Annotated in this window: 13 protein-coding genes and 1 tRNA gene; 5 read left to right on the top strand and 9 right to left on the bottom strand. The window is 65.1% G+C overall.

Features of this window, described 5'->3' with window-relative positions; all coding sequences use genetic code 11:
* Positions 1-114 precede the first annotated feature (114 nt).
* The 4 genes from LJ737_RS18045 to LJ737_RS18030 all read right to left on the bottom strand — a co-directional run bounded on the left by LJ737_RS18045 (position 115) and on the right by LJ737_RS18030 (position 10513).
* Positions 115-1446 (bottom strand): sugar porter family MFS transporter, encoded by a 1332-nt coding sequence (locus tag LJ737_RS18045; RefSeq protein WP_227768143.1) that lies wholly within the window; start codon positions 1444-1446, stop codon positions 115-117.
* 307 nt (positions 1447-1753) lie between these two features.
* On the bottom strand, positions 1754-3478 hold the full coding sequence (locus LJ737_RS18040) for a RagB/SusD family nutrient uptake outer membrane protein (RefSeq protein WP_227768142.1): 1725 nt from the start codon (positions 3476-3478) through the stop codon (positions 1754-1756).
* Between the two features lie 269 nt (positions 3479-3747).
* Positions 3748-6918 carry a SusC/RagA family TonB-linked outer membrane protein gene (locus tag LJ737_RS18035; protein WP_227768141.1) on the bottom strand — a complete coding sequence of 1057 codons (3171 nt, stop codon included), beginning with the start codon at positions 6916-6918 and terminating at the stop codon, positions 3748-3750.
* A 793-nt stretch (positions 6919-7711) separates the two neighbouring features.
* Positions 7712-10513 (bottom strand): substrate-binding domain-containing protein, encoded by a 2802-nt coding sequence (locus LJ737_RS18030; protein WP_227768140.1) that lies wholly within the window; start codon positions 10511-10513, stop codon positions 7712-7714.
* 275 nt (positions 10514-10788) lie between these two features.
* Between LJ737_RS18030 and LJ737_RS18025 the strand changes: the two genes are divergently transcribed.
* A complete protein-coding gene (locus LJ737_RS18025) occupies positions 10789-11085 on the top strand; it encodes a hypothetical protein (RefSeq protein ID WP_227768139.1) in 297 nt (98 codons plus the stop codon).
* An 8-nt stretch (positions 11086-11093) separates the two neighbouring features.
* On the opposite strand, the gene LJ737_RS18020 is transcribed toward LJ737_RS18025, so the two are convergent.
* The 3 genes from LJ737_RS18020 to LJ737_RS18010 all read right to left on the bottom strand — a co-directional run bounded on the left by LJ737_RS18020 (position 11094) and on the right by LJ737_RS18010 (position 12771).
* Positions 11094-11468 carry a cupin domain-containing protein gene (locus tag LJ737_RS18020; protein WP_227768138.1) on the bottom strand — a complete coding sequence of 125 codons (375 nt, stop codon included), beginning with the start codon at positions 11466-11468 and terminating at the stop codon, positions 11094-11096.
* 406 nt (positions 11469-11874) lie between these two features.
* Positions 11875-11948: transfer RNA gene (locus LJ737_RS18015), tRNA-Arg, on the bottom strand.
* Between the two features lie 124 nt (positions 11949-12072).
* On the bottom strand, positions 12073-12771 hold the full coding sequence (locus LJ737_RS18010) for a TVP38/TMEM64 family protein (protein ID WP_227768137.1): 699 nt from the start codon (positions 12769-12771) through the stop codon (positions 12073-12075).
* A 227-nt stretch (positions 12772-12998) separates the two neighbouring features.
* Here LJ737_RS18010 and LJ737_RS18005 point away from each other — a divergent pair, with 227 nt between their 5' ends.
* The 4 genes from LJ737_RS18005 to LJ737_RS17990 all read left to right on the top strand — a co-directional run bounded on the left by LJ737_RS18005 (position 12999) and on the right by LJ737_RS17990 (position 17537).
* The gene (locus tag LJ737_RS18005; RefSeq protein WP_227768136.1) at positions 12999-14138 is read left to right on the top strand and encodes a cystathionine gamma-synthase; all 1140 of its coding nucleotides are present in this window, start codon (positions 12999-13001) and stop codon (positions 14136-14138) included.
* A gap of 84 nt (positions 14139-14222) precedes the next feature.
* On the top strand, positions 14223-14927 hold the full coding sequence (locus LJ737_RS18000) for an SIMPL domain-containing protein (RefSeq protein ID WP_227768135.1): 705 nt from the start codon (positions 14223-14225) through the stop codon (positions 14925-14927).
* A 104-nt stretch (positions 14928-15031) separates the two neighbouring features.
* Positions 15032-16234: a glycosyltransferase 87 family protein gene (locus LJ737_RS17995; protein ID WP_227768134.1), complete on the top strand. Its 1203-nt coding sequence runs from the start codon at positions 15032-15034 to the stop codon at positions 16232-16234.
* A 10-nt stretch (positions 16235-16244) separates the two neighbouring features.
* Positions 16245-17537 (top strand): putative hexosyltransferase, encoded by a 1293-nt coding sequence (locus tag LJ737_RS17990; protein ID WP_227768133.1) that lies wholly within the window; start codon positions 16245-16247, stop codon positions 17535-17537.
* 107 nt (positions 17538-17644) lie between these two features.
* Here the strand turns inward: LJ737_RS17990 and LJ737_RS17985 are convergent, their stop codons facing one another.
* Together LJ737_RS17985 and LJ737_RS17980 are read right to left on the bottom strand one after the other, a co-directional pair.
* Positions 17645-19171, bottom strand: a complete 1527-nt coding sequence (locus tag LJ737_RS17985) for a hypothetical protein (protein ID WP_227768132.1) — start codon at positions 19169-19171, stop codon at positions 17645-17647.
* Between the two features lie 300 nt (positions 19172-19471).
* Positions 19472-20482, bottom strand: a complete 1011-nt coding sequence (locus LJ737_RS17980; protein ID WP_227768131.1) for an OmpA/MotB family protein — start codon at positions 20480-20482, stop codon at positions 19472-19474.
* Positions 20483-20702 lie beyond the last annotated feature (220 nt).

The following is a 20702-nucleotide window of genomic DNA, read 5'->3' as shown; positions in this document are numbered from 1 at the left end:
TCGAGCGAAAAACATCCCGCGTGCTGACTCTTGACAGTAACCTCGACAAGAAATTACTATCCGACGGGATGTCTCGGCAAGCTCGACATGACGGCGGATTGTGTACAGCCTGAGCTAGTGCAGGACCAGCGTCTTGTCCAGCTGTTCCAGCGAGGTGCCCTTGGTTTCGGGCATCAGGCGCCACACGAAGAGCAGCTGCAGCACCATCATGGCGCAGAAAAAGGCGAAGGTGTTGCCGCCGCCGAGCCACTCGGCCAGGGGCGGGAAGGCAAAGGCAATGAGGGCGGCCATGACCCAGTGCGTGCTCGAGCCCAGGGCCTGCCCCTGGGCGCGCACCGTGTTGGGGAAGATTTCGGAAATAAACACCCAAATGACGGCGCCCTGCGAGAAGGCGAAAAAGGCAATGTAGACGAACAGCAGCCCCGGCACCAGCATGCCCCCGAAGGCGGTGAAGTTTTCGGAGTAAAAGGCCCAGGCCACCAGGCCGAGCGTGGCAATGAGGCCGAACGAGCCGATGAGCATGAGCTTGCGGCGCCCAAACCGGTCGATAACCTGGCGGGCCAGCAGGGTGAAGATGAAGTTCACCAGTCCCAGCCCGGCCGAGGAAAGCAGGGCCGAGCTTTTGCCCAGGCCGGTCATTTCGAAGATGCGCGGGGCGTAGTAGATGATGGCGTTGATGCCCGATACCTGGTTGAACAGCGCAAAGAGCACGGCCAGCATCACCGGCGTGCGGTACTGCCGGGCCAGCAGGGAGCTGCCGCCCTCGGCCCGGTCGGCGGCGTTGGTGGTCAGGATGTCGGTGGTCAGCTGCTCGGCCGTGGCCGGGTCGATGCGGCGCAGCACCGCGCGGCCCTCGTCCACGCGGCCCTGGCCGATCAGCCAGCGCGGGCTTTCGGGCACCAGAAACAGCAAGCCCAAAAACGCCAGCGCCGGCGCGGCCTGCACGCCCAGCATCCAGCGCCAGTCGTTGTCGCCCAGGCCGGTGAGCAGGTAGTTCGACAGGTAGGCGGCCAGAATGCCGAACACGATGTTGAACTGGAACATGGCCACCATTTGCCCGCGCTTGGCGGCCGGGGCCACTTCCGAAATGTAGAGCGGCGCCGTGACCGACGAAGCGCCCACGCCCAGCCCGCCCAGGAAGCGGAACAGCAGGAAGGCGTACCAGTTGGCGGTCAGCGCCGCGCCCAGGGCCGACACGAGGTAGAGCACCGCAATCCAGACCAGCGTCTGCCGCCGCCCCAGCCGGTCGGAGGGAATGCCGCCGAAAATGGCCCCGAACACCGTGCCGATCAGCGCCACGGCAATGGTGAAGCCGTGGGCCACCGAATCGAGCTGCCAAAGCTGCTGAATGGCCTTTTCGGCCCCGGAAATAACGGCCGTATCGAAGCCGAACAAAAAGCCCCCGAGTGCAACCACCAAGGACCAGAAGAAAACGCTGTTTTTCACGACGGAAGAGGTTGTAGAAGTGCCCGGCGGGGAGCAGGGTAGCTTCCAGGTGGGTGGTTGTAGGCTGTATACGAGGTAATTAGCGGTAGAGAAAAGTGCCGTGCCAGGCGCCGCCGGGGCCGCCGCGGCCGCCGGTTGCAGCCCGTTCACTCAGCGGGCTGCCCCTATCCCCAGGGGCGGCCGTCGGCAGCTGGCTTGCGCCCTTCCCACAGCCCGGCGCGCCCGGCACGGCTATTTCAAATGGTGAGATGGTGAATGAGTGATTCGGCTTGCTGCTTCACCCATTCACCAAGTCACTCATGCACTGCTACCAGCCCGGGTTCTGTTGGTAGAGCCCCTTGCTGAAGTTGATTTGATTGAGCGGAATGGGCAGGTACTCGTCGCGGCCGCGGGTGAAGCGGGCGTTCTGCAGGTAGCTGCGGCGGGTTTTTTCCACCTGGAAGTAGTCGTTGAGGTAGTCGGCGGCAATGCCCCAGCGCACCAGGTCGAAGAAGCGCGAGCCTTCCATGGCAAACTCCAGGCGCCGCTCCCAGCGCAGGGCTTCGCGGGCGTAGCCCTGGCTCCAGCCGGCGCCCGGGTAGAGGCCGATGCGGTAGTTGGAGGTGGGCTGCCCGTTGCGCTGCTTGAGCAGGGCGGTGCTGCGCTGGGCGCGTTGCCGGACCTGATTGATGAGGGGCAGGGCCTCGGCCGGGCGGTTCAGCTCGATGAGCGCCTCGGCCTGCATCAGCAGCACGTCGGCGTAGCGGATGACGGCCCAGTTCTTGGTGCTGCTCATGAAGGGCGGCAGCTTCTGAAAGGCCGGGTCACCGGGCCCCACCAGCTCCTTTTGCGACATAAACTGCCCGTACACATCGGGCACGCGCACCCAGCTGCGCCGAAACACGAACGTGGGGTCGTACTTCCAGGGGTGCGTCGGAATGGCCACGGTGTGGTCCAGGCGCGGGTCCACGCCGTGAGTCTGAAAATCGGCCGAGTCCGTGAGGCTGCCGGTGTTGAAGGTCGCAAACTGCGGCAGGCCCTGCGCGTCGGTCTTGAAGGCGTTGACCAGGTTCTGGCTGGGCTGGTGGAAGCTGCAGCAGCCGAATTCCGCGTTCATCGGGTAGTTCAGCTTGCTGCCCTGGTTGATGCGCCCGCGCGGGGTGCCGTCGTCCTTCGAAAACTGGATGGCAAACACCGATTCCGCGCCGTTATCGAAGGCCGACATGAAGTTGTTGCCGAAGTCGGGGTACAGGCTGTGCTTGCCCGAGGCTATGACCTCGGTGGTGAGCCGCAGCACCTCCTGCAGCTTGCCCTGGTCGATGCTCGTCACCTGGTGCTGCTCGTTCTGCACGTAGGCCTGAAACAGCCGGACCTTGGCCAGGTAGGCCTTGGCCGCCACTTGGCTGGCCCGGCCCACCTCGGGCTGCGTGGCCGGCAGGCTCGTCGCGCCGGCCTGAAAGTCGTCGGCAATCTTGTCCCAGAGCTGCTGGCTGGTCAGTGCCACGTTCGACACTTGGTCGTACTGGTCCACCGGCACCGTCTCGTCGATGTAGGGCACGCGGTCGAACAGCTCCTTGAGAATGAAGTAGAAGTGCCCGCGCAGGAAGCGCGCCTCGGCGATGCGCACCTGCCGGGTGGGCATCTGCGCGTCGGTCACCGCGTTGAGGCGGCGCAGCGCGTCGTTGGCCCGCCCGATGCCCACGTAGAGGCGGAACCACACCTCGTCGGTGTTGCCCACGTCGGTGCGGTTGTAGGTGAAGGTCTCGTAGAAGTGAAAACCTTCGATGTCGCCGATGCCGCCGCCGCCCTTGTAGGCGTCGCCGGAGCGCAGGTTGCCGTAGGGCCACAGCGAGGTGTACGGCACCGTGAAGCCGTCGTTGGCCAGGGCCGAGTAGGCGGCAATTACCTGCTTATCGGCGTTTTCGGGCGTGTTGAGCTGGTCGTCGCTGAGCGAGCCGCGCGGCGGCACGTCCAGAAAGTCTTTGTCGCTGCAGCCGGCGGTGCCAAGGGCCAGCAGGGCCGCGGCCAGGGTGAGTACGTGTATGGATTTCATCGTGGGAAGCTGGTTGGGAGTAGGGAAGTGGGGGGTGACGCCAGCAGGCCGTCAGCGCCTATCAGGCCGTCATGCTGAGCTTGTCGAAGCATCTCTACCGCTTCGTCTGGCTCGGTTTGGGTCGTCATGTCGAGCGAAATCGAGACATCTCGCGGGCTGACTCCAAAGAGTAATTTCACTATCTGGCGAAGCGGTAGAGATGCTTCGACTTCGCTCAGCATGACGTGCTAGGGTGGCCGTTCTTGACTGGGCGTTCTGGTCTGGTCGTGCTAGAACGTCACGTTCAGGCCCGTCGAAAAGGCCGGCGCAATGGGGAAGCCCAGCAGCTGCACTTCCGGGTCGGGGCTGGTGTAGGCGTTGGCGCCCTTGCGGTCCTTGAAGGTGACGAGGTTGGTGCCCTGTACGTAGAGGCGCAGCTGCTGCAGGCGCAGCTTTTCGGTCAGCGGCTTCGGGAAGCTGTAGCCGAGCTGGGCGTTGCGCAGCTTCAGGTAGGAGCCGTTTTCCACGAAGTAGGTGGAGGCCCGCCACTCGTTGTTCTGGTTCAGCAAGGACACCGCCGGAATGGTCGAGGAAGTGTTGGTGGGCGTCCAGGCGTCGAGCACGCGGGTGCCCCAGTTTTCCTGGTTGGCGAAGGTGAAGTCGGTGCGGAACTTGGTGTCGTTGAACACCTTCAGGCCCTGTACGCCCTGCCAGAACAGCTGCAGGTCGAAGCCCTTCCACGAGCCGCCCAGGGTCAGGCCGTAGGTGAAGTCCGGGGTGTTGTTGGTAATCCAGGTCTGGTCCAGGTTGTCGATTTTGCCGTCCCCGTTCAAGTCCTGGTAGCGGATGCGGCCGGGCGCGGCCCCGGTCTGGGTGGCGTGCGCGTCCACCTCGCCCTGGCTCTGAAATAGCCCGTCGGCCACGTAGCCGTAGCGCGAGCCGAAGGCCTGCCCGATGATGGTCACGTCCTGCCCGTTGCCGCCGTAGGCGTTAATCACCTCGCGCGGCAGCTTGGTCACCTCGTTGCGGTAGCGGCTCACGTTGGCCGTCACGTTGTAGGCGAAATCCGAGCCCTGCACTTCGTCCTGGTAGCTCAGCAGCACTTCCCAGCCCTTGTTTTCGATGGAAGCGCCGTTGACCCAGCGCGCCCCGCCCTCGCCCACCGCCGCCATGTAGGGCGGCAGCACCAAGATGTCCTTGGTGTTCTTCACGAAGTAGTCCACCGAGCCGGTGAGCTTGTTTTGCAGCAGGCCGATGTCCGCGCCCAGGTTGGTTTGGGTGGTGGTTTCCCACCGCAGTTGGTCGTTGCCCTGTTGAAAGCGGCGGTAGCCCGAGGGCAGCGCCCCCGTTTTGATTCCGGCAATGTCGTAGGCCGTGCCCGGGTCCGGGTCCCAGGTCGGGTCCGCGCCGTAGAGCGGGCGGTAGAGCGAGTAGGCCGCGTCGTTGGCAATGTCCTGGTTGCCGGTCTGGCCCCAGCCGGCGCGCAGCTTCAGGTCCGAAATCAGCGCCGCGCTGTTTTTCAGGAAGCCCTCCTCGCTCAGGCGCCAGCCCACCGACGCGGCCGGAAACCAGCCAAACTGGTTTTCCTTGCCGAAGCGCGAGCTGCCGTCGCGGCGCACCGTCACCGAGGCCAGGTACCGCTCGTCGAAGGCGTAGTTGACCTTCGCGAAGTACGAGGCCAGCCGGTAGGCCGAGGAGAAGCCGGTGTTGCCCTGCTGCCCCGCGCCCGCGTCGAGCACTACGTAGTTGATGTCCTCGCTGGCAAAGCCCGAGCGGGTGGCCACCACCTCGTTGAAGTTGTAGCTGATGCGCTCGGCCCCGAGCAGCAGGTCTGCTTGGTTTTTGCCCGCGCCGAGGTGGTAGTTCAAAGTGTTCTGCCACACCCAGTTGCCGAAGTTGCGGTTCACCACCAGCAACCGGTTCACGTTGTCCGACAGGTAGCCCGACTTGTACTTCTTCTGCAGGCTTTTCTGGTCGAACAGGCTGTAGTCGATGCCGAAGGAGGAGCGCAGGTGCAGGCCCTTTAGGACTTCCAAGTCGGCAAACACGTTGCCGAAGGCCCGGCTGGTCACCCCGAAGTTCTGCTTGTTGTCTTCGAGCAGGCGCACCGGGTTCTGCCGGTCCGAAATGCCGTTGACCGGCCCGCCCCAGCCCACGCCGTCCGCCGTGTGCACCGGCACGATGGTCGGGAGCACCGTGGCGTAGTTGATGGCGTCGCGGTCGGCCCCGAAGCGCTGGCGGTTGCGGGAGAGCAGCAGGTTCTCCCCGATTTTTAGTTTGCTGTCGAAGAAGGAGTAGTCCGAGTTCAGCCGCGCCGTCATGCGCTTGTAGTTCGAGTACTTCACCACCCCGTCGTTGTCGTAGTAGTTCAGCGAGAACAGCGCGTTGCCCCGCTCCCCGCCGTTGGCCAGGCTCAGGTTGTAGCTCTGAATCAGCGAAGTCTGCTGAATTTCCCGGAACCAGTCGGTGTCGGCCGCCCGCTGGGTTTTATCCGCGTCGATAAACTCCGGCGTCGCCACCTCGTCGAGCACCGGCTGCCCGTTTTCCAGGTGCTGCCGGTAAGTGTAGAGCGGCGAGGTTGGCGCGGAGTTGCCCGAGTTGACGGCCGCCTGCCAGTACACCCGCCCGTACTCCTGGGTGTTGAGCATGGAGGTGATGCGCCGCGGCTGCTGCACCGTGGCGAAGGTGCTGAACTCGACCCGGTTGTAGCCTTTCTTGGCCTTCTTGGTGGTGATGATAATGACGCCGTTGCCGGCCCGCGAGCCGTAGATGCTGGCCGCCGAGGCGTCCTTGAGCACCTGAATCGACTCGATGTCGTTCTGGTTGAGCTGGTTGATGCCGTCCTTGGTCGGGATGCCGTCGACGACGTACAGCGGGTCGTTGTTGCCCAGCGTGCCCAGCCCGCGGATGCGCACCGACACCGAGCCGTCGGGCGCCCCGTCGGTGTTGATGCTCACGCCCGGCACCCGGCCCTGCAGGTTGCGCATCACGTTGCCCGAGGGCAAGTCTTTCACTTCGTCCACCTTCACCACGGCCACAGCCCCGGTCAGGTCGGCTTTTTTCTGCACCTGGTAGCCGGTTACCACCACCTCGTCGAGGGCCTTGGTGTCGGGCGTCAGCTGCACGTTCAGCTCGGCGCGGCCGCTCACTGGTACCTCCTGCGGGGCGTAGCCCACAAAGGAGAGCAGCAGCGTCGCGTTGTCGGCTACGGTCAGGGCAAAGCGGCCGTCAGCGTCGGTCTGGGTGCCGTTGGTAGTGCCCTTCACCACCACGGTCACGCCGGGCAGGCCCTGGCCCTTGTCGTCGGTTACGCGGCCGCTGACTTTGATATCGGCCAGCATGTCGCCGGTTGGCTCGGCACCGGTGGGGGTGGGGCCGCCGGCCAGCGCGGCGGTCAGCGGCAGGGCCGTGAGTAGCGTCGCGGCCACGGCCCGGCGCAGGTGGGGTACAGGGTGTTTCATGGGAATGGCTGGTGAGAACAGGAGGGGAGGTTGCGGGCGGCAAACCAGCAGTTACCGGCTGCCGCTTGCCGCTGAAGCCGGCCCGCGGTACCGGCCGTGGGCCCCGGTGGCGAGCAGCAATTGTCGCCGGGCTTCAAGTCAAAATTGCGGCGCAAACGTTTGCAGCAGCTTCCTCTAATCGTTCAAAGTCTTGTACTTTTGATTCAGAATGAAAATTATTATTAACGACCAGTAAATCAGTTGTTTGGATATGAGTGTTGGTACGGATTTTAAAGCCTTAGTTTTAATTTTGATACCCGATTTGCAGAAATGTTACCCGCCTCAGCCCCGGCAGCGCTGCCCCGGCTCGGGCCATCAGCTCCAGCGGGCCAGGTGACCGGCAAGCGGGTTGCCGCAATGGAGCGGCTCGCTCGGCTACTACCCGTCATGATTCAGTGCCGGCTCCTGCGGCCACACCCTTTTTGCTACTGCAGCCCTTGCTCAGCGGCGTGCGCACCGGCTGCCGGGCGGCCGTGTTTTTCTGGGCTCCAAGGAGACCATGGCGCGGATGAGGCAGGCCCCGGGCCTGCCGAAAATCTTCGCGCTGCGGTGGCTCGGGGCTGTCGTCCCCGGCGGCTTGTTCGCGGCTTGGCTTGTACAATCGAACCGGGCGCGCTTGGGGCCCAGGCACGGGTGGACCCGGCCCCAGCGGGTGGTCCGGCTGGCGCTGCTGCTGCTCTGCGCCCTGCTGGGCTGTCTGGTTTCACCTGCGCCGCCGGCCCGGCGGGCCAGGGAGGGCCGGCGGCTGAATGCCTTAGCCCGCCGTGGTGTGCAGGGCCCGGAACTCCGAGGGCGACACTTGGTAGCGTGCCTTGAAGCTGGTGGAGAAGTAGGAGGGCGAAGAGAAGCCCAGCTGATACGCCACTTCGGCAATGGTCAGCTCCTCGTCGAGCAAGAGCTGCCGGGCCTTGGTCAGGCGGATGCCCTGGATGAAGTCCGTTACGCCGGTGCCGAGCACGGCCTTGACCTTGCGGTAGAGCTGCACCCGCGAAATGCCCAGGCTGCGCGCCACGTCTTCCACCGACAGCTCGGCGCGCGACAGGTTGGCTTCTACAATGGCCGTCAGATCGGCCAGGAACTTCTGGTCCACCCGCTGCGGGGCCACCGTGGCGGTATCCACCGACAGCTCGCGGCGGAAATGCTCGCGCTGCCGGTCACGGTTGGCCAACAGGGTGCGCAGGCTTTCGAGCAGGAAGGTGGGGTTGAAGGGCTTGGTGAGGTAGAGGTCGGCGCCCTGCTGCACGCCTTCTACCTGCTGCTCGGGCGCGTTGCGGGCCGTGAGCATCACCACCGGAATGTGCGAAGTGCGCCAGTCTTGCTTGAGCTGCCGCACCACCTCCAGTCCGCTGATGCCGGGCAGCATCACGTCGCACACGATGAGGTCGGGAATGGCCTCGGCCGCCAGGCGCAGGCCGTTTTCGCCGTCGGCGGCGGCATTGACCTGAAAGTGCGGCCGTAGCTTCTGCTGCAGAAAGGCGCTGACGTCCGGGTTGTCCTCAATTACCAGCACTAGCGACTCGCTGCTGGTGACAGCCGGCGCGGGCTCGTCGGACAGCATGGGGGGCGGCGGCAGGCTCACGTCCTCGTCCAGCGCAAAAGCGGCGGGCGCCGCGCTGGCCGGGCCGCGGCTGCGCAGGGCCTCGGGGAGCTCCTCCGGCAAGGTCACGGTGAAAATGCTGCCCTGGCCCGGCTGGCTGCTGAAGCTCAGCTGGCCCTGGTGCAGACGCGTCAGGCCCTGGGCCAGCGCCAGGCCCATGCCCGAGCCCCGGGCCGACTGGTGGCCCTGGTAAAACCACTCGAACATGTGCGCCTGGTCCTGCTCCGAAATGCCGCAGCCGGTGTCTTCCACGCTCACCCGCACCGTTTTGTCGGCCGGGACGCGCTGAATGCTCACCGTAATTTGCCCGCGGTCGGGCGTGAACTTGAAGGCGTTGCTGAGCAGGTTGAAAAACACTTTGTCGACGATGTTGGCGTCGAACCACACGCTGATGCTGGGCTCGGCCGGCAAAAAGCGCAGGGCAATGCCGCGCTGCCGGGCCGGGCGCTCAAATACGTCCATGATGTCGCGCACGAAGGCCACCAGATTGCCCTGCGCGGCCCGCACCGGCATCTTGCCCACGTCGATTTTGCGGAAATCCATGAGCTGGTTGACCAGCTGCAGCAGGCGGTGGGTGTTGCGGCGCACCAGGGTCAGGTCGTGGCGCTGGGCGGCCGAGAAGTCCTGCCCGCTGGTGAGCAGCTCTTCCACCGGCCCCAGGATGAGCGTGAGCGGGGTGCGCAGCTCGTGGGAGAAGTTGGTGAAGAAGCGCAGCTTGGCCTCGGTGGCCACGCGGGCTTGCTCGGCCATGTCCATGATCTGGTTGCGCTGGGCCAGGATTTCCTGGTTCTGCCCCTCCAGCTGCCGGTTGATGCGCCGGTTCACGCGGAAAGCCCGCCAGGCCACTGCTCCGAGCAGCGCCGCCCCGAGCAGGGCTGCCGCCAGCACGTAGAGCACATTTTGCTGGCTGGAATAGGTGGCCCGTTGCGCCCGCAGCAGCTCCTGCTGCCGCCGAATGTCGCGCTGCTGGGCGCTGAGTTGCTCGGTTTGCAGCTTCATCGTCAGCGCGTTGGTCGAATCGATGACCATGGTGCTGAGGATGTTTTCCTTGGCATAGGGCTGGCGGCGCAAAATCTTCATGGCCGTTCGGATGGCCTCTTCGCCGCCCGGCGAGTACAGCAGGGTGGCCGTGATGACGCCGTCTTGCACCAACTGAATGCCGCCGCGCACGCCCGGCAGCCCGTCCACCCCGATGATGCGGATGCGCCGCTCCAGCCCGAGCTGCTTGCACACTTGGTAGGCGCCCAGGGCCACGCGGTCGTTGTGGGCGAAAATCAGATCCACGTCGGGGTGCTGGCGCAGCACCTGCGGCAGGCGCTCCAGCACCGACGGCCGCTCCCAGTCGCTGTTGACCTCGGCCACCAGCTGCAGGCCCGGGTACGCCGCCAGCGCCTGCGCAAAGCCCCGGTGCCGGTCGACGGCGGGGGAGGAGCCGGGGGCGCCGCGCACTTCCAGTACCTGCCCGCGCTGGCGCAGCAGCCCGGCCGCGTAGTGGCCGGCTTGCTGGCCCACTTCCACGTTGTTGCCGCCCACGTAGGCCGTGTAGAGCTTGGAGGTGGTGCGCCGGTCGAGGATGACCACCGGAATGCCGCGGTTGTACACTTCCTCCACGATGGGCGTCACTGGCTCGGCCTCGTTGGCCGACACGATGAGCAAGTCAATGCCTTCGCGCAGCAGCTCCTTGATCTGCTGTTCCTGGCGGGCGCTGCTGTACTGGGCATCCTTGATGCGGAAGCTCACCTCGGGGTAGAAGCTGAGCTCCTTGTTCATTCCCGCCAGCATAGCCTGCCGCCACGCGTCGCCGTTGGTGCACTGCGAAAAGCCGATGCGGTAGCGCGGCACCGGCGCTGCGGGCGTGCATCCCGCCAGCCCGCTCAGCAGTAGCCAGGCCACGGCCAGCCAGCGGCCCAGGTACGGCCGCCGCGGCGGTAGCGGCCGGGCAAAGAAGGAGGCGGACATGCAGGGGAAGCAATGGGTAATGTTCCAAAGCTAACCAAGCCCGGCGAGCTTTGCCGCCGCCACTGCCCTCGGGAGCTGTGTGGGTGGTGAATTGGTATTTATAATTTTATAATACAGCGTTTTATGATTGGTTGTCTGGGCGCGGCCCGCTTCTCCGCATAATCCGTATTTACTGGCATTTTACAACAAGTGCGTAGCCCTGAGGTCCGTGCCTGCGTATTACCCGCATTGCCCGCGCCGGGCAGGATGCTTCCCCCAACGACTCTCCGCTAGGTATGATGGCAACTCCCCGCGTTCGGGCCTTGGTCGAAACCAGTAAGTCCGTGGCCGAAATCCGCGTCGTGGTGCAGCTAGCGCCCGACCTCGTAGTTCCCTGGCGCTGGGACCTGCCTTACTTGCTGTGGGCCGCTTGGGGCACCGAGCGCACTGCCCGCTGGCTGACCGATCAGTTTCACCAGCACGACCAGGACCTGTCGCGCCTGATCGGGGCCGAAACCGTGTGCCAGGCGTTGCGGCGGGCGCTGGAGGTGCACCGTCGCTTTTTCCGCATCGCGTGGCTGGCTAGCCTGTAGCGACTAGCCTACGGCGCGGGCAGCACGACCCGGTCGCCGTGCGCGTGCGGCTGTGAGCTGACAGTGAAATGCAGGTCATCGGCGCCGAGGTTCAGAATGCGGTGCGCAGCACCGGGCGGCACATGCAGGCCGGTACCGGGCGTCACCGTCAGGCGCCGGCCTGCCACGTCGAAGGTGGCTGTGCCCTGCAGCACGTAAAAAAACTGCTGAGCCCGCTCGTGGTAATGGTACTGCTCGGCCGTGCCCGGCGGCATCCGCTCCTGAATCACGCTCAACTCGGGCGTATTTACCAAGTGCCACCCGTCGCACTGCTCACCCCAGCGGTAGTGCTCGGCCGAGTCAATGGAACGCAGCTGCGCGGAAGAAGTAGAATCAGTGTGCATCGGAGAAAGGCTGTTACCCGTTGTGGGGCCAAAAATACTGAGGCAGCAGAAGGATGACCCGTCAACACAAGGACAACATAGACGCCTGAACATGTTGGAGCTGCCGTGGCGCCAGGAAACGCGAAAGGGGCGTTTGGTCAATGAATAATGCGGTCTGAACTGCCGACGTGCCGCTGCAGCTTGTGCCTCCTATTCCAGCGAGGCTCCGTCGCCGATTACAGGGCGCACCTTCAAGGTAATGATTCACGCCTTCGGCCTGCAACGCCGCTAAAATGCTGCGGCAGTGCTGTTTACTGGTAAAAAGAAGGCTGGTTCTAACTGCGTTAATGCAACCAGGAGGGCTAGGATAAAGGCAAATAAGATAAAAGCAAAAACGCCCTCAGCGCAGTGCTGAGGGCGTTTTCAGTGGTCACGTAGGGAGTCGAACCCCAAACCTCCTGGTTCGTAGCCAGGTGCTCTATCCAGTTGAGCTACGTGACCGTTTTTCCGTTTTGGTGGTGCAAAGATAAGAGCTCTTTTTCGGGCTGTGCAAACACTGGCTTAACATTTCTGCGGAAATACCGCGGCTGAAACGGCAACCGGCTGAAAGCCAAGCGGAATTTTTTTAGCTTTTTTTCAAGGCCCGCTGCAGCGCCCGGTTGAAAAGCCAGTACAGCCCCAGGGCCGAGCCAGCTAGCAGTCCAATCACCAGCAGCTTGCCGGCGGTGCCGGTGTCGGGGTCGCTGAGTAGGGCAAACACGTCGTTGGCTTTGGTGCCCAGCCAGTAGAAAAACAGCGTCCGCGGGAGCATGCCTAGCACCGAGGCGGCCAGAAACTGCTGCCGCGGCACCTTTACCACAGCCAGAATAAAGGTAATCATGGCGAAGGGCAGCACCGGGGAGATGCGCGTGAGCAGCACCAGTTGCCAGCTTTGCTTGCGTAGCTCTTCCATTACTGCTTCGGCCTTGGGGAAGCGGTGCAGAAAGCTGAGCATTTTGCCGTGGTCGAGGGAGGAGGCAATGAGGTAGCCGACCATGGCCGCCAGGATGTAGCTGAGCACGAGGCCGCCGAAACCCGGCCAACCGAAGTAGAAGCCGGTGATGAGCGTGACGAGCGTGGTGTGAGTGAGCGACAGCGCCATGGCCACGGCCACCACCGCAAAGTACACCAGCATGTGCACGGCCCCGGGGTGCTGCAGCCAGTGGCTGTTGGTGTGCAGCACCCAAGTCAGCACACTGTCGCCGACGAGCGGCAGGCCGGCCAGCACCACGAGGGAGAGCAGGGTGGAAGCGTTTTGTTGGAGTAATTCGCGGAGAAAGCGCATGGCGGGCGGCAAAGGACGACGAGCGGGATGGTCGGGCGACCGGGCCGCTCGTTCGCCTCAAACGTAGAATCGGGCGCCGAAGCTACGCCGGGCGGCGGGGATTCTTGGGCCGCAACCGAGGCGGCGCGGCCAATCAAGCAGGGCGCCAGAAGAAAAGCGGCTTGCTACCTTTGGGGCCTTTATCTTTCCCGGGCTTACCATTCCCAGCCCCCGTTTCCCGACTCGCTATGAAATTCGGCACCAAAGCCATTCACGCCGGCGTGCACCCGGACCCGACCACCGGCGCCATCATGACGCCCATCTACCAGACCTCGACCTACGTGCAACGCTCGCCGGGCGACCATAAAGGCTACGAGTACTCGCGCACCCACAACCCCACGCGCACCCAGCTGCAGGACGCGCTGGCCGCCCTCGAAAACGGCAAGCACGGCCTGTGCTTCGCCTCGGGCATGGCCGCCATCGACTGCATCATCAAGTTGCTGGAGCCCGGCGACGAAGTGGTGGCCACCAACGACCTGTACGGCGGCTCCTACCGCATCTTCACCAAGGTCTTCGCCAAGTATGGCATCAAGTTCACCTTCGTGCCCATGCACGACGCGGAGGCCGTGCGCGCGGCCATGACTGAGCGCACCAAGCTGGTGTGGGCCGAAACGCCCACCAACCCGCTGCTGCACGTGGTCGACATCCGCGCCATTGCCGAAGTGGCCCACGCCGGCGGTGCCCTGCTGGTGGTCGACAACACCTTCGCCACGCCCTACCTGCAGACGCCGCTGGACCTCGGGGCCGATGTGGTGATGCACTCCCTGACCAAGTACATGGGCGGCCACTCCGACGTGGTGATGGGCGCCCTCATCGTGCAGGACGACGAGCTGCACCAGCGCCTCGCCTTCATCCAGAACGCCTGCGGCGGCACGCCCGGGCCCCAGGACTGCTTCCTGGTGCTGCGCGGCCTCAAGACCTTGCACATCCGCATGCAGCGCCACTCCGAAAACGGCCGCGCCGTGGCCGAGTACCTGCGCCAGCACCCGCGCGTGGACAAGGTGTACTGGCCCGGCTTTGAGTCGCACCCCAACCACCAAGTGGCGCGCCAGCAGATGCGCGACTTCGGCGGCATGATGTCTTTCGTGCTCAAGGGCGACAAGGTAGAGGACGCAGTGGCCGTGCTGGAGAAGTTCCAGCTGTTCTCGCTGGCCGAAAGCCTGGGCGGCGTGGAAAGCCTCTCGGGCCACCCCGCCACCATGACGCACGCCAGCATCCCGGCCGAGGAGCGTCGCAAAGCCGGCCTCTCCGATTCGCTGATTCGCCTCTCGGTGGGCATCGAAGACGCCGAAGACCTCATCGAGGACCTGGCGCAGGCCCTGGGCTAAGCCCCGCCATACAGCAAGGCCGTCATTTCGCGTTTAGGCGGGAAATGACGGCTTTTTTGTATTCGTTTCGCCTTTATGAGTTCAATGATGCGCCTGTACCATTGCCTGTTGGCCGCCCTCTTGCTGGCGGCTCCCCTGGTGGCCGCGGCCCAACTGCCGGCCCCGCCCAAGCCCCGCACCGTGGCCGTGCGCGGCAACGCCACGGCCGAGGTGGAACCCGAACGGGTGGAGCTGCTGATTACCTACCGCGTGTCGGATAACGTGAAGGACAACGAGAAGGCCAAAGCCCAGGAACAGGCCTTGCTGGCGGCGGTGCAGGGCTTTGGCGTGCCGCGCGACAAGCTGGTGCTCGACAACCTCTCGGCCTACGGCTACGGCCTCTCGAAAACCTACAACTCCAACGTGTCACTGACGCGGGTGTACCGCCTCATGCTCGACAAACCGGCGGTGCTCAACGACCTGATTCCGCGCCTGGTGCAGACCGGGGCCGACAACGTAAAGGTGGCCCGGCTGGAGAGCACGCAACTGGAGGCGCGCAAGCAAGAGGTGCTGGCCAAAGCGGTGGATAACGCCCGGCAGAAAGCGGGCGTGCTGGCCCGACAGCTCGGGCAGCAGCTGGGCCCGGCCGTGTCGGTAAGCGAAGTGACGCCGTTTACCGGCATTCGGGTGCAGCAGGCGTACTACTACAAAGAACGCCTAGAGGAAAGCGGCACTGATCAGGCCCCGCCGCCCAACCTGCGCACCATCCCGGTCAGCAGCACCGTGGACGCCGAATTTGAGCTGAAGTAAGCCGCGTGAACGAGTCTGCCCGCTCCGCCGCCCGCCCGGCCTGGTGGCTCCGCTGGCCTTTGGGCCCGTACGCCGGCTGGTACGCGCTCTTACTGACCCTGCTGGTGGTTTTGTTGCCCGCCACGGGCTTCAAAAACGACTTCTGGTTGTGGGTGCGCTGGGCCCAGTACAGCCGGGCCCACGGCCTGGGCAACGTGTACGCGGTGCCCGGCAACAACTACAACCCGCTCTACCACTACATGCTCTGGCTGTTTGGGCAGCTGGCGGGCAGCAGCGCGGCCATCGAGACGCAGCGCTATTCCCTGAAACTGCTCACCCTGCCCTTCGACGTGGCCGGGGCACTGCTGGCCGCCTCGCTAGCGGGCGGCGGACGGAGGCGCTTCCTCAGTTCGCTCGGGCTGCTGCTCAACCTCGGCTACCTCTACAATTCGCTCGTCTGGGGCCAGGTCGACGCCATCTATTCCTGCCTAAGCTTGGCGGCCGTGGTGCTGGCCCTGCGCGGCCGCGGCGCCTGGAGCGCGGCCTGCTTTGCCCTGGCGCTGGCGGCCAAGCTGCAGGCGCTGATTTTCCTGCCCCCGCTGCTGCTGCTCTGGGCACCGCGGTGGTGGCAGGCCCCGCGCCGGCTGGCCGCTGCCCTGCTGGCCGGTGCGGGTACGCTGGCCTTGGTGCTGCTGCCCTTCGCGGTGGGCGGAGAACGGAGCTACCTGGCCGACATTTGGCGCATCAACCGGCAGGCGGTGGGCTACTACCCGTTTTTGTCGATGAACGCCTTCAACTGGTGGCAACTGACGGCCGACGGCCCCCTGCTCACCCGCCTCGACTCCGACCTTTGGCACGGGCTGAGCTACCAGCGCTGGGGCCTGCTGCTGTTCGGGGTGGCCGCCACGGCCGTGCTGCTGCCCCTGCTGCTGCACGCGCTCAGCCGGCTGCGCCAGCCCCGGCCCCCCGACCGGCCCCTGGCGCTGCTCAGCTTCGCGCTGGTGCCGCTGGTGTTCTGCTTTTTCAACACCCAGATGCACGAGCGGTACTGGCACCCGGCGGTGCTGTTTCTGGGTGCCTACGCCGGCGTGAGCCGCCGTTACGCGCTGCTAGTGCTGGTGAGCCTGGCCTATTTGCTTAACCTGGACGCCGTGCTGGGCTACCTGCCGCTACGGGCCTGGTCGCCCGGCCTGCTGCACCCAAAAGTGGTGGCCCTGCTCTTTGCCGCCGCCATTGGGGTTGGGCTGACCGAATTGTACCGGCTAGCCCCGCTCGGCACCGGCCTGCGGGCGTTGGGCCGGCAGCGCGCCACCGCGCGGCTTGCGTAGTTTTGAGGGCATGAAAAGGGTGTGGTCGAGCCGAAGCGCGCAATGGTGGCCGAAAGGGGCCCACGCGGGCCTGTACGCGCTGCTGTTCGGCCTGCTGCTGGCCCTGGCCGGCCCCACCGCCCACGAGGGCGACCGGGCTGCCTGGCAGGCCTGGGCCGTGCACATTTTCCGCCACGGCCTCGGCAATGCGTACGCGTTGCCCTCGCTCGACTACAACCCGCTTTACCACTACATCCTCTGGTTGTTCGGCCGGCTGGCGGGCAGCGAGGGGGCTATTCAGGCGTACTCGCACGGGCTGAAGGCGTTTACCCTGCTCTTCGACTTCGCCGGGGCGCTGCTGGCGGCCTCGTGGCTGCGCGGCCACTGGCAGCGCTTCGTGGGCGCGCTGTGGCTGCTGCTCAACGTGGGCTACCTCTACAATACCCTCGTCTGGCAGCAGGTCGACGCCATTTTTACCGCCCTCAGCTTTGCCGCCGTGGTGCTGGCCCTGCGCGGGCGGCTGGCGCTCAGCTTGGTGCTTTACGTGCTGGCGCTCAACGCCAAGCTGCAGGCCATTGTGTTTCTGCCCCTGCTCGGGCTGCTGTGGCTGCCGCTCGGGCGCCACCGGCCGCGGCAGGTGCTGACGGGCGTGGGGGCCGCTGCCGCGGTGCAGGCGCTGCTGCTGGCGCCGTTTATCTGGGGCGGCGAGCACAACTACCTGCCGCGCATTCTGGCCATCAATTTCACGGCCGTTAGCCTGTACCCCTACACCACCGTCAACGCCTTCAACGTGTGGACGCTGCTCATGCCCGACGCGCTGTTTTGGGTGCCCGACACCCTGCGCAAATTCGGCCTGAGCTACCGGCAATGGGGGCTGCTGGCTTGGCTCGGCGGTTCGGCCCTGGCGCTGGCGCCGGTGGCGTGGCTGGCCTGGCAAAAACTCCGGCGGGCCGCCACGTTTACCGCCGCCGAGGCGCCGCTGGTGCTGCTAGTCGGCGGACTCTTACCGTTGGTGTTCTGCTTTTTCAACACCGAGATGCACGAGCGGTACTGGCACCCGGCGGTGCTGTTTTTGGGCAGCTACGCCCTGCTCACCCGCCGCTGGTGGCCCTACGCGCTGACGTCGCTGGCCTACTGGCTGAACCTGCAAACCATGTTTCGGCACTACCACCACCAGCCCACCTGGCTGGTGCAGCACCCGCAACTGGTGGCCGGCTTGTTCGCGTTGGCCCTGCTGACGGGGTTTCGCTGCCTGTACTCCGAGTACCGCCGGCCCGCTCGCGCGCTGACGGCTGGTGCGGGCCACGCTGCGGCTGGCGACTGATCAGCGCCGAGAAGCAGGCTGCCGCGCAAAAGGCAATAGAGAAACGCCGGCAAGCACCGCACTGGAGCGGGCTCACCGGCGTTGACTGCCAGGCTTGCGTCCAGTGTTTAGTCCGCCTTGACCAGACGGGCCACCTGCTGGCCGTCGGCGGTGCGGGCAAAATACACCCCGGCCGCCACCGGTCCGGGCTGCCAGGTCACGCTGCCATCGGGGCGGCTGCGCAGGCGGGCCACGGCGCGGCCTAGCCCGTCGGTGATGAGCACCGCCTGCTCTTGCGCCGCGGGCAGCCGGAATGTGACGTGGTCGGTGAAGGGCACGGGGAAGGCCGGCAGGGGCATGGCGAGGCGCGCGGGCGTGCTGGCGGCGGTCAGGCGGTTGTCGACGCGCAGCATGACGGTGCGCACTTCGGTGCCGTTGAGGGGGCAGGCGTTGTCGGTCACGCGCACGGCAAAGGCGTAGGTGCCGTTGGGCGCCGTGGCCGGCACCTGCCAGCTAAACTGAGCCGTGGGCGAAACCAAGTTGGGCTGAAACGTGGCGCCGGGTAGCAGCGTGGCCACGTCGCTGCTCAGGCGTAGCGCCTGGCCGGCGTCCGGGTCCGAGCCGGTGAAGGTGAGTGTCACGTTCTGGCCCGGCGCTACCGCCAGCGGCTGGCCGAGGGGCAGGGTGGTGCCGCCACGACTCATGCTCAGGCTCGGGTTGCGGTTGGCGCTGGCCACAATGGTGTAGGGCACTTCGCGTAGCACGCTGCCAATCAGGACCGGAATGCCATTGAGGCGGCGGTACTCGTCCACGCGTACGGCCACGGCGTAAGTGCCCAGCGCGGTGGGCAAGGCCCGGAACTCGCCGCTGCTCGTGTTTAGATTCAACCAAGGAGTGGCTACGCCGCTAGCCACCCGGTACGAGGGAAACGGGAAACTCCCCGAAAACTGCCCGGCGGCATAGCTGCCGCTCTGGCCCGTGGCCCCGTCGGATGCGGTGCCGGCCGGGAAAGTGCGGTACGGCATGTTGGTCGGGCACGGATACGAAGCCGGGGGCGTAGAATTGATGGTCGTGTACGTGGCCGGCGCCAAGCTATACGCCAGCGAGTCGCCGTCGGCATCGAAGGCGGCAAAGCTGGAGCGGTGCTCCTGGCCCAGCACCACATACGGCAGCGCAACATCCGCAAACCGGGGCGAGGTATTATCCGCCGCCACGAGGTTAAACAGCGTAGCTTCCAAGTGCAAGCTGCGTATATCCGGCGAGGTCAGGTTGCCAGAAACCCAGGCGCGGTTCTCCGCGTCCACGCTCAACGTCCACCGGGCGGGCGGCAGCGTCACCGTGGTTTCGGCGGTTAGCATCAGCACGGGTGCCCCGGCGCAAACTGGGCCGGCCAGATTGGTGATGGTGCCCTGTACATCGGCCGTGAAGCTGCCCGGGCCGCCGTTGGTACAGCCGTTCTTCTTGCACACCAGTGTCATCATCAGCGCCTGGGGCGACTGGGAAGCCGATGCGGTGGCATCCAAATAGTGCTCGATCCGCACCCGGTATTGGTTGCCGCCGAGCGAGGTGTAACTAATCTGCCCGCCCATGTCGTGGGAGGCCAGGGCTGCCGCGGGTAGCAGCAGGGCAAGCGGAAGCAGGTACAGGTGACGCATAACAGAATTCGAAAAAGATTAAACAACAGACGCAAACGTAACGCGTTTGGCATTACCGTGTTGTGCCGTTTACAGCGGATTGGCAGTTGAAAAAGAGCTACTAGTAGCTCCTAGTCCGGCAGAAAGGCAACGGCGGTGTTGCCGTCCGTGCCCACGCACGCTGCCAGCGGAGTGCTGGGCTGCTGCCCACTGGGGCGTGCAATGACGTTTGGACCTAACAGCAAGCGCAGCCCTGCTCGGCGGGTTGCCAAGCAGGGCTGCGCTTTTACTATTGGAATAGAAAATTAGCCGTCGGAGCCCTTACTTCCCCGTCTCCGAATTCGTGCCGAGAATCTGGAACAACTCGTCGAGCTTGGGCGTGAGGATAATTTCGGTGCGACGGTTCAGGGCCTTGTTCTGCGGCGAGTCGTTCTGGGCCACGGGCACGTACTGCGAGCGGCCCGAAGCCGTCACGCGCTCGGGTTGCACGCCGCCCACGGTGAGCAGGCGCGCAATTTCGGTGGCGCGCAGGGCCGATAGGTCCCAGTTGTCCTGCATGCCGGCGGTGCCCTTCAGGATGGGCACGTTGTCGGTGTGGCCTTCCACTACCACGTTCACGTCGCGCTGCTCCTTGAGCACGGCGGCCAGCTTGGTCAGCGCCTCCTGGCCCTTGGGGTCGACTTTGGTGGAGCCCGACTTGAAGAGCAATTGCTCCGACAACGACACGTACACCTTGCCGTCTTTCACCTTTACCTGCAGCTCGTTCGACTTAAACGCCAGCAGGGCGTTGCTGACTTTGGAGCGCAATGCACTGACGGCCGCGTCCTTTTCGGCCAGGGCTTTTTCCAGCTCGGCCAAGCGCTGTTCCCGCGTTTTCACGTCGGTGGCCAGCTTGTCGATTTCCGTGCGGCTCTTGTTCAGGTTGGCCGACAACTCGCCCAGTTCGGCTTCGCGGCGGGCCAAATCCTGCGCCACTTTCTGGTAGTCGGCGGTTTTGTTGGCCAGCACCTTCTCGTTGTTCTTGATGAGCTTCTCGTAGGTGTCGCTCAGCTCGCGGTACAAGGTCTGGGTGCGGCGCAGCACGTTGCCGGTCTGGGTGGAGTCGTTGACGAGGCGGCGGTTTTCCAGGCGCAGCTCGCCCAGCTGGCTGGTGGCTTTCTGCAATTCGGCCACGGCTTCGCGGGCCTGCCGCTCGGCGGTGGTTTTGGCCTGCTCGGTAGCGGCCTGGCGGGCCCGCAGGTCGTCGTACTTCTTGGCGGTGACGCAGCCCGGTAGGCTAAAGCTGCCGGCGGCCAAGGCGGCCAGCAGGAGGGAGGAGGTGTACTTCTTCACGGACAATCGAAAGGGTCGGGCGCCCGGCCCGGCGCGTGGGCGTACGACCCTGCCAAGGTAGCCCCGCCGGACCAGACTTTCCAACCGCCGCGGCGCCGGGGCCGGCCAAGCGCGTGCAAACCAGCCGCTCCGCTGCCGGCGCAAACGATTGCGCTCGGCGCGTTTCGGGCTATATTTGCCCGCCCTTTTCCTCCAGTTTCATCTCCTTATTCCCCGCGTA

The sequence above is a fragment of the Hymenobacter sp. 15J16-1T3B genome (assembly GCF_020711235.1).
Lineage (GTDB): Bacteria > Bacteroidota > Bacteroidia > Cytophagales > Hymenobacteraceae > Solirubrum.
Note: the sequence above shows the minus strand (reverse complement) of the source record. Positions and strands in the feature narration are given on the sequence as shown.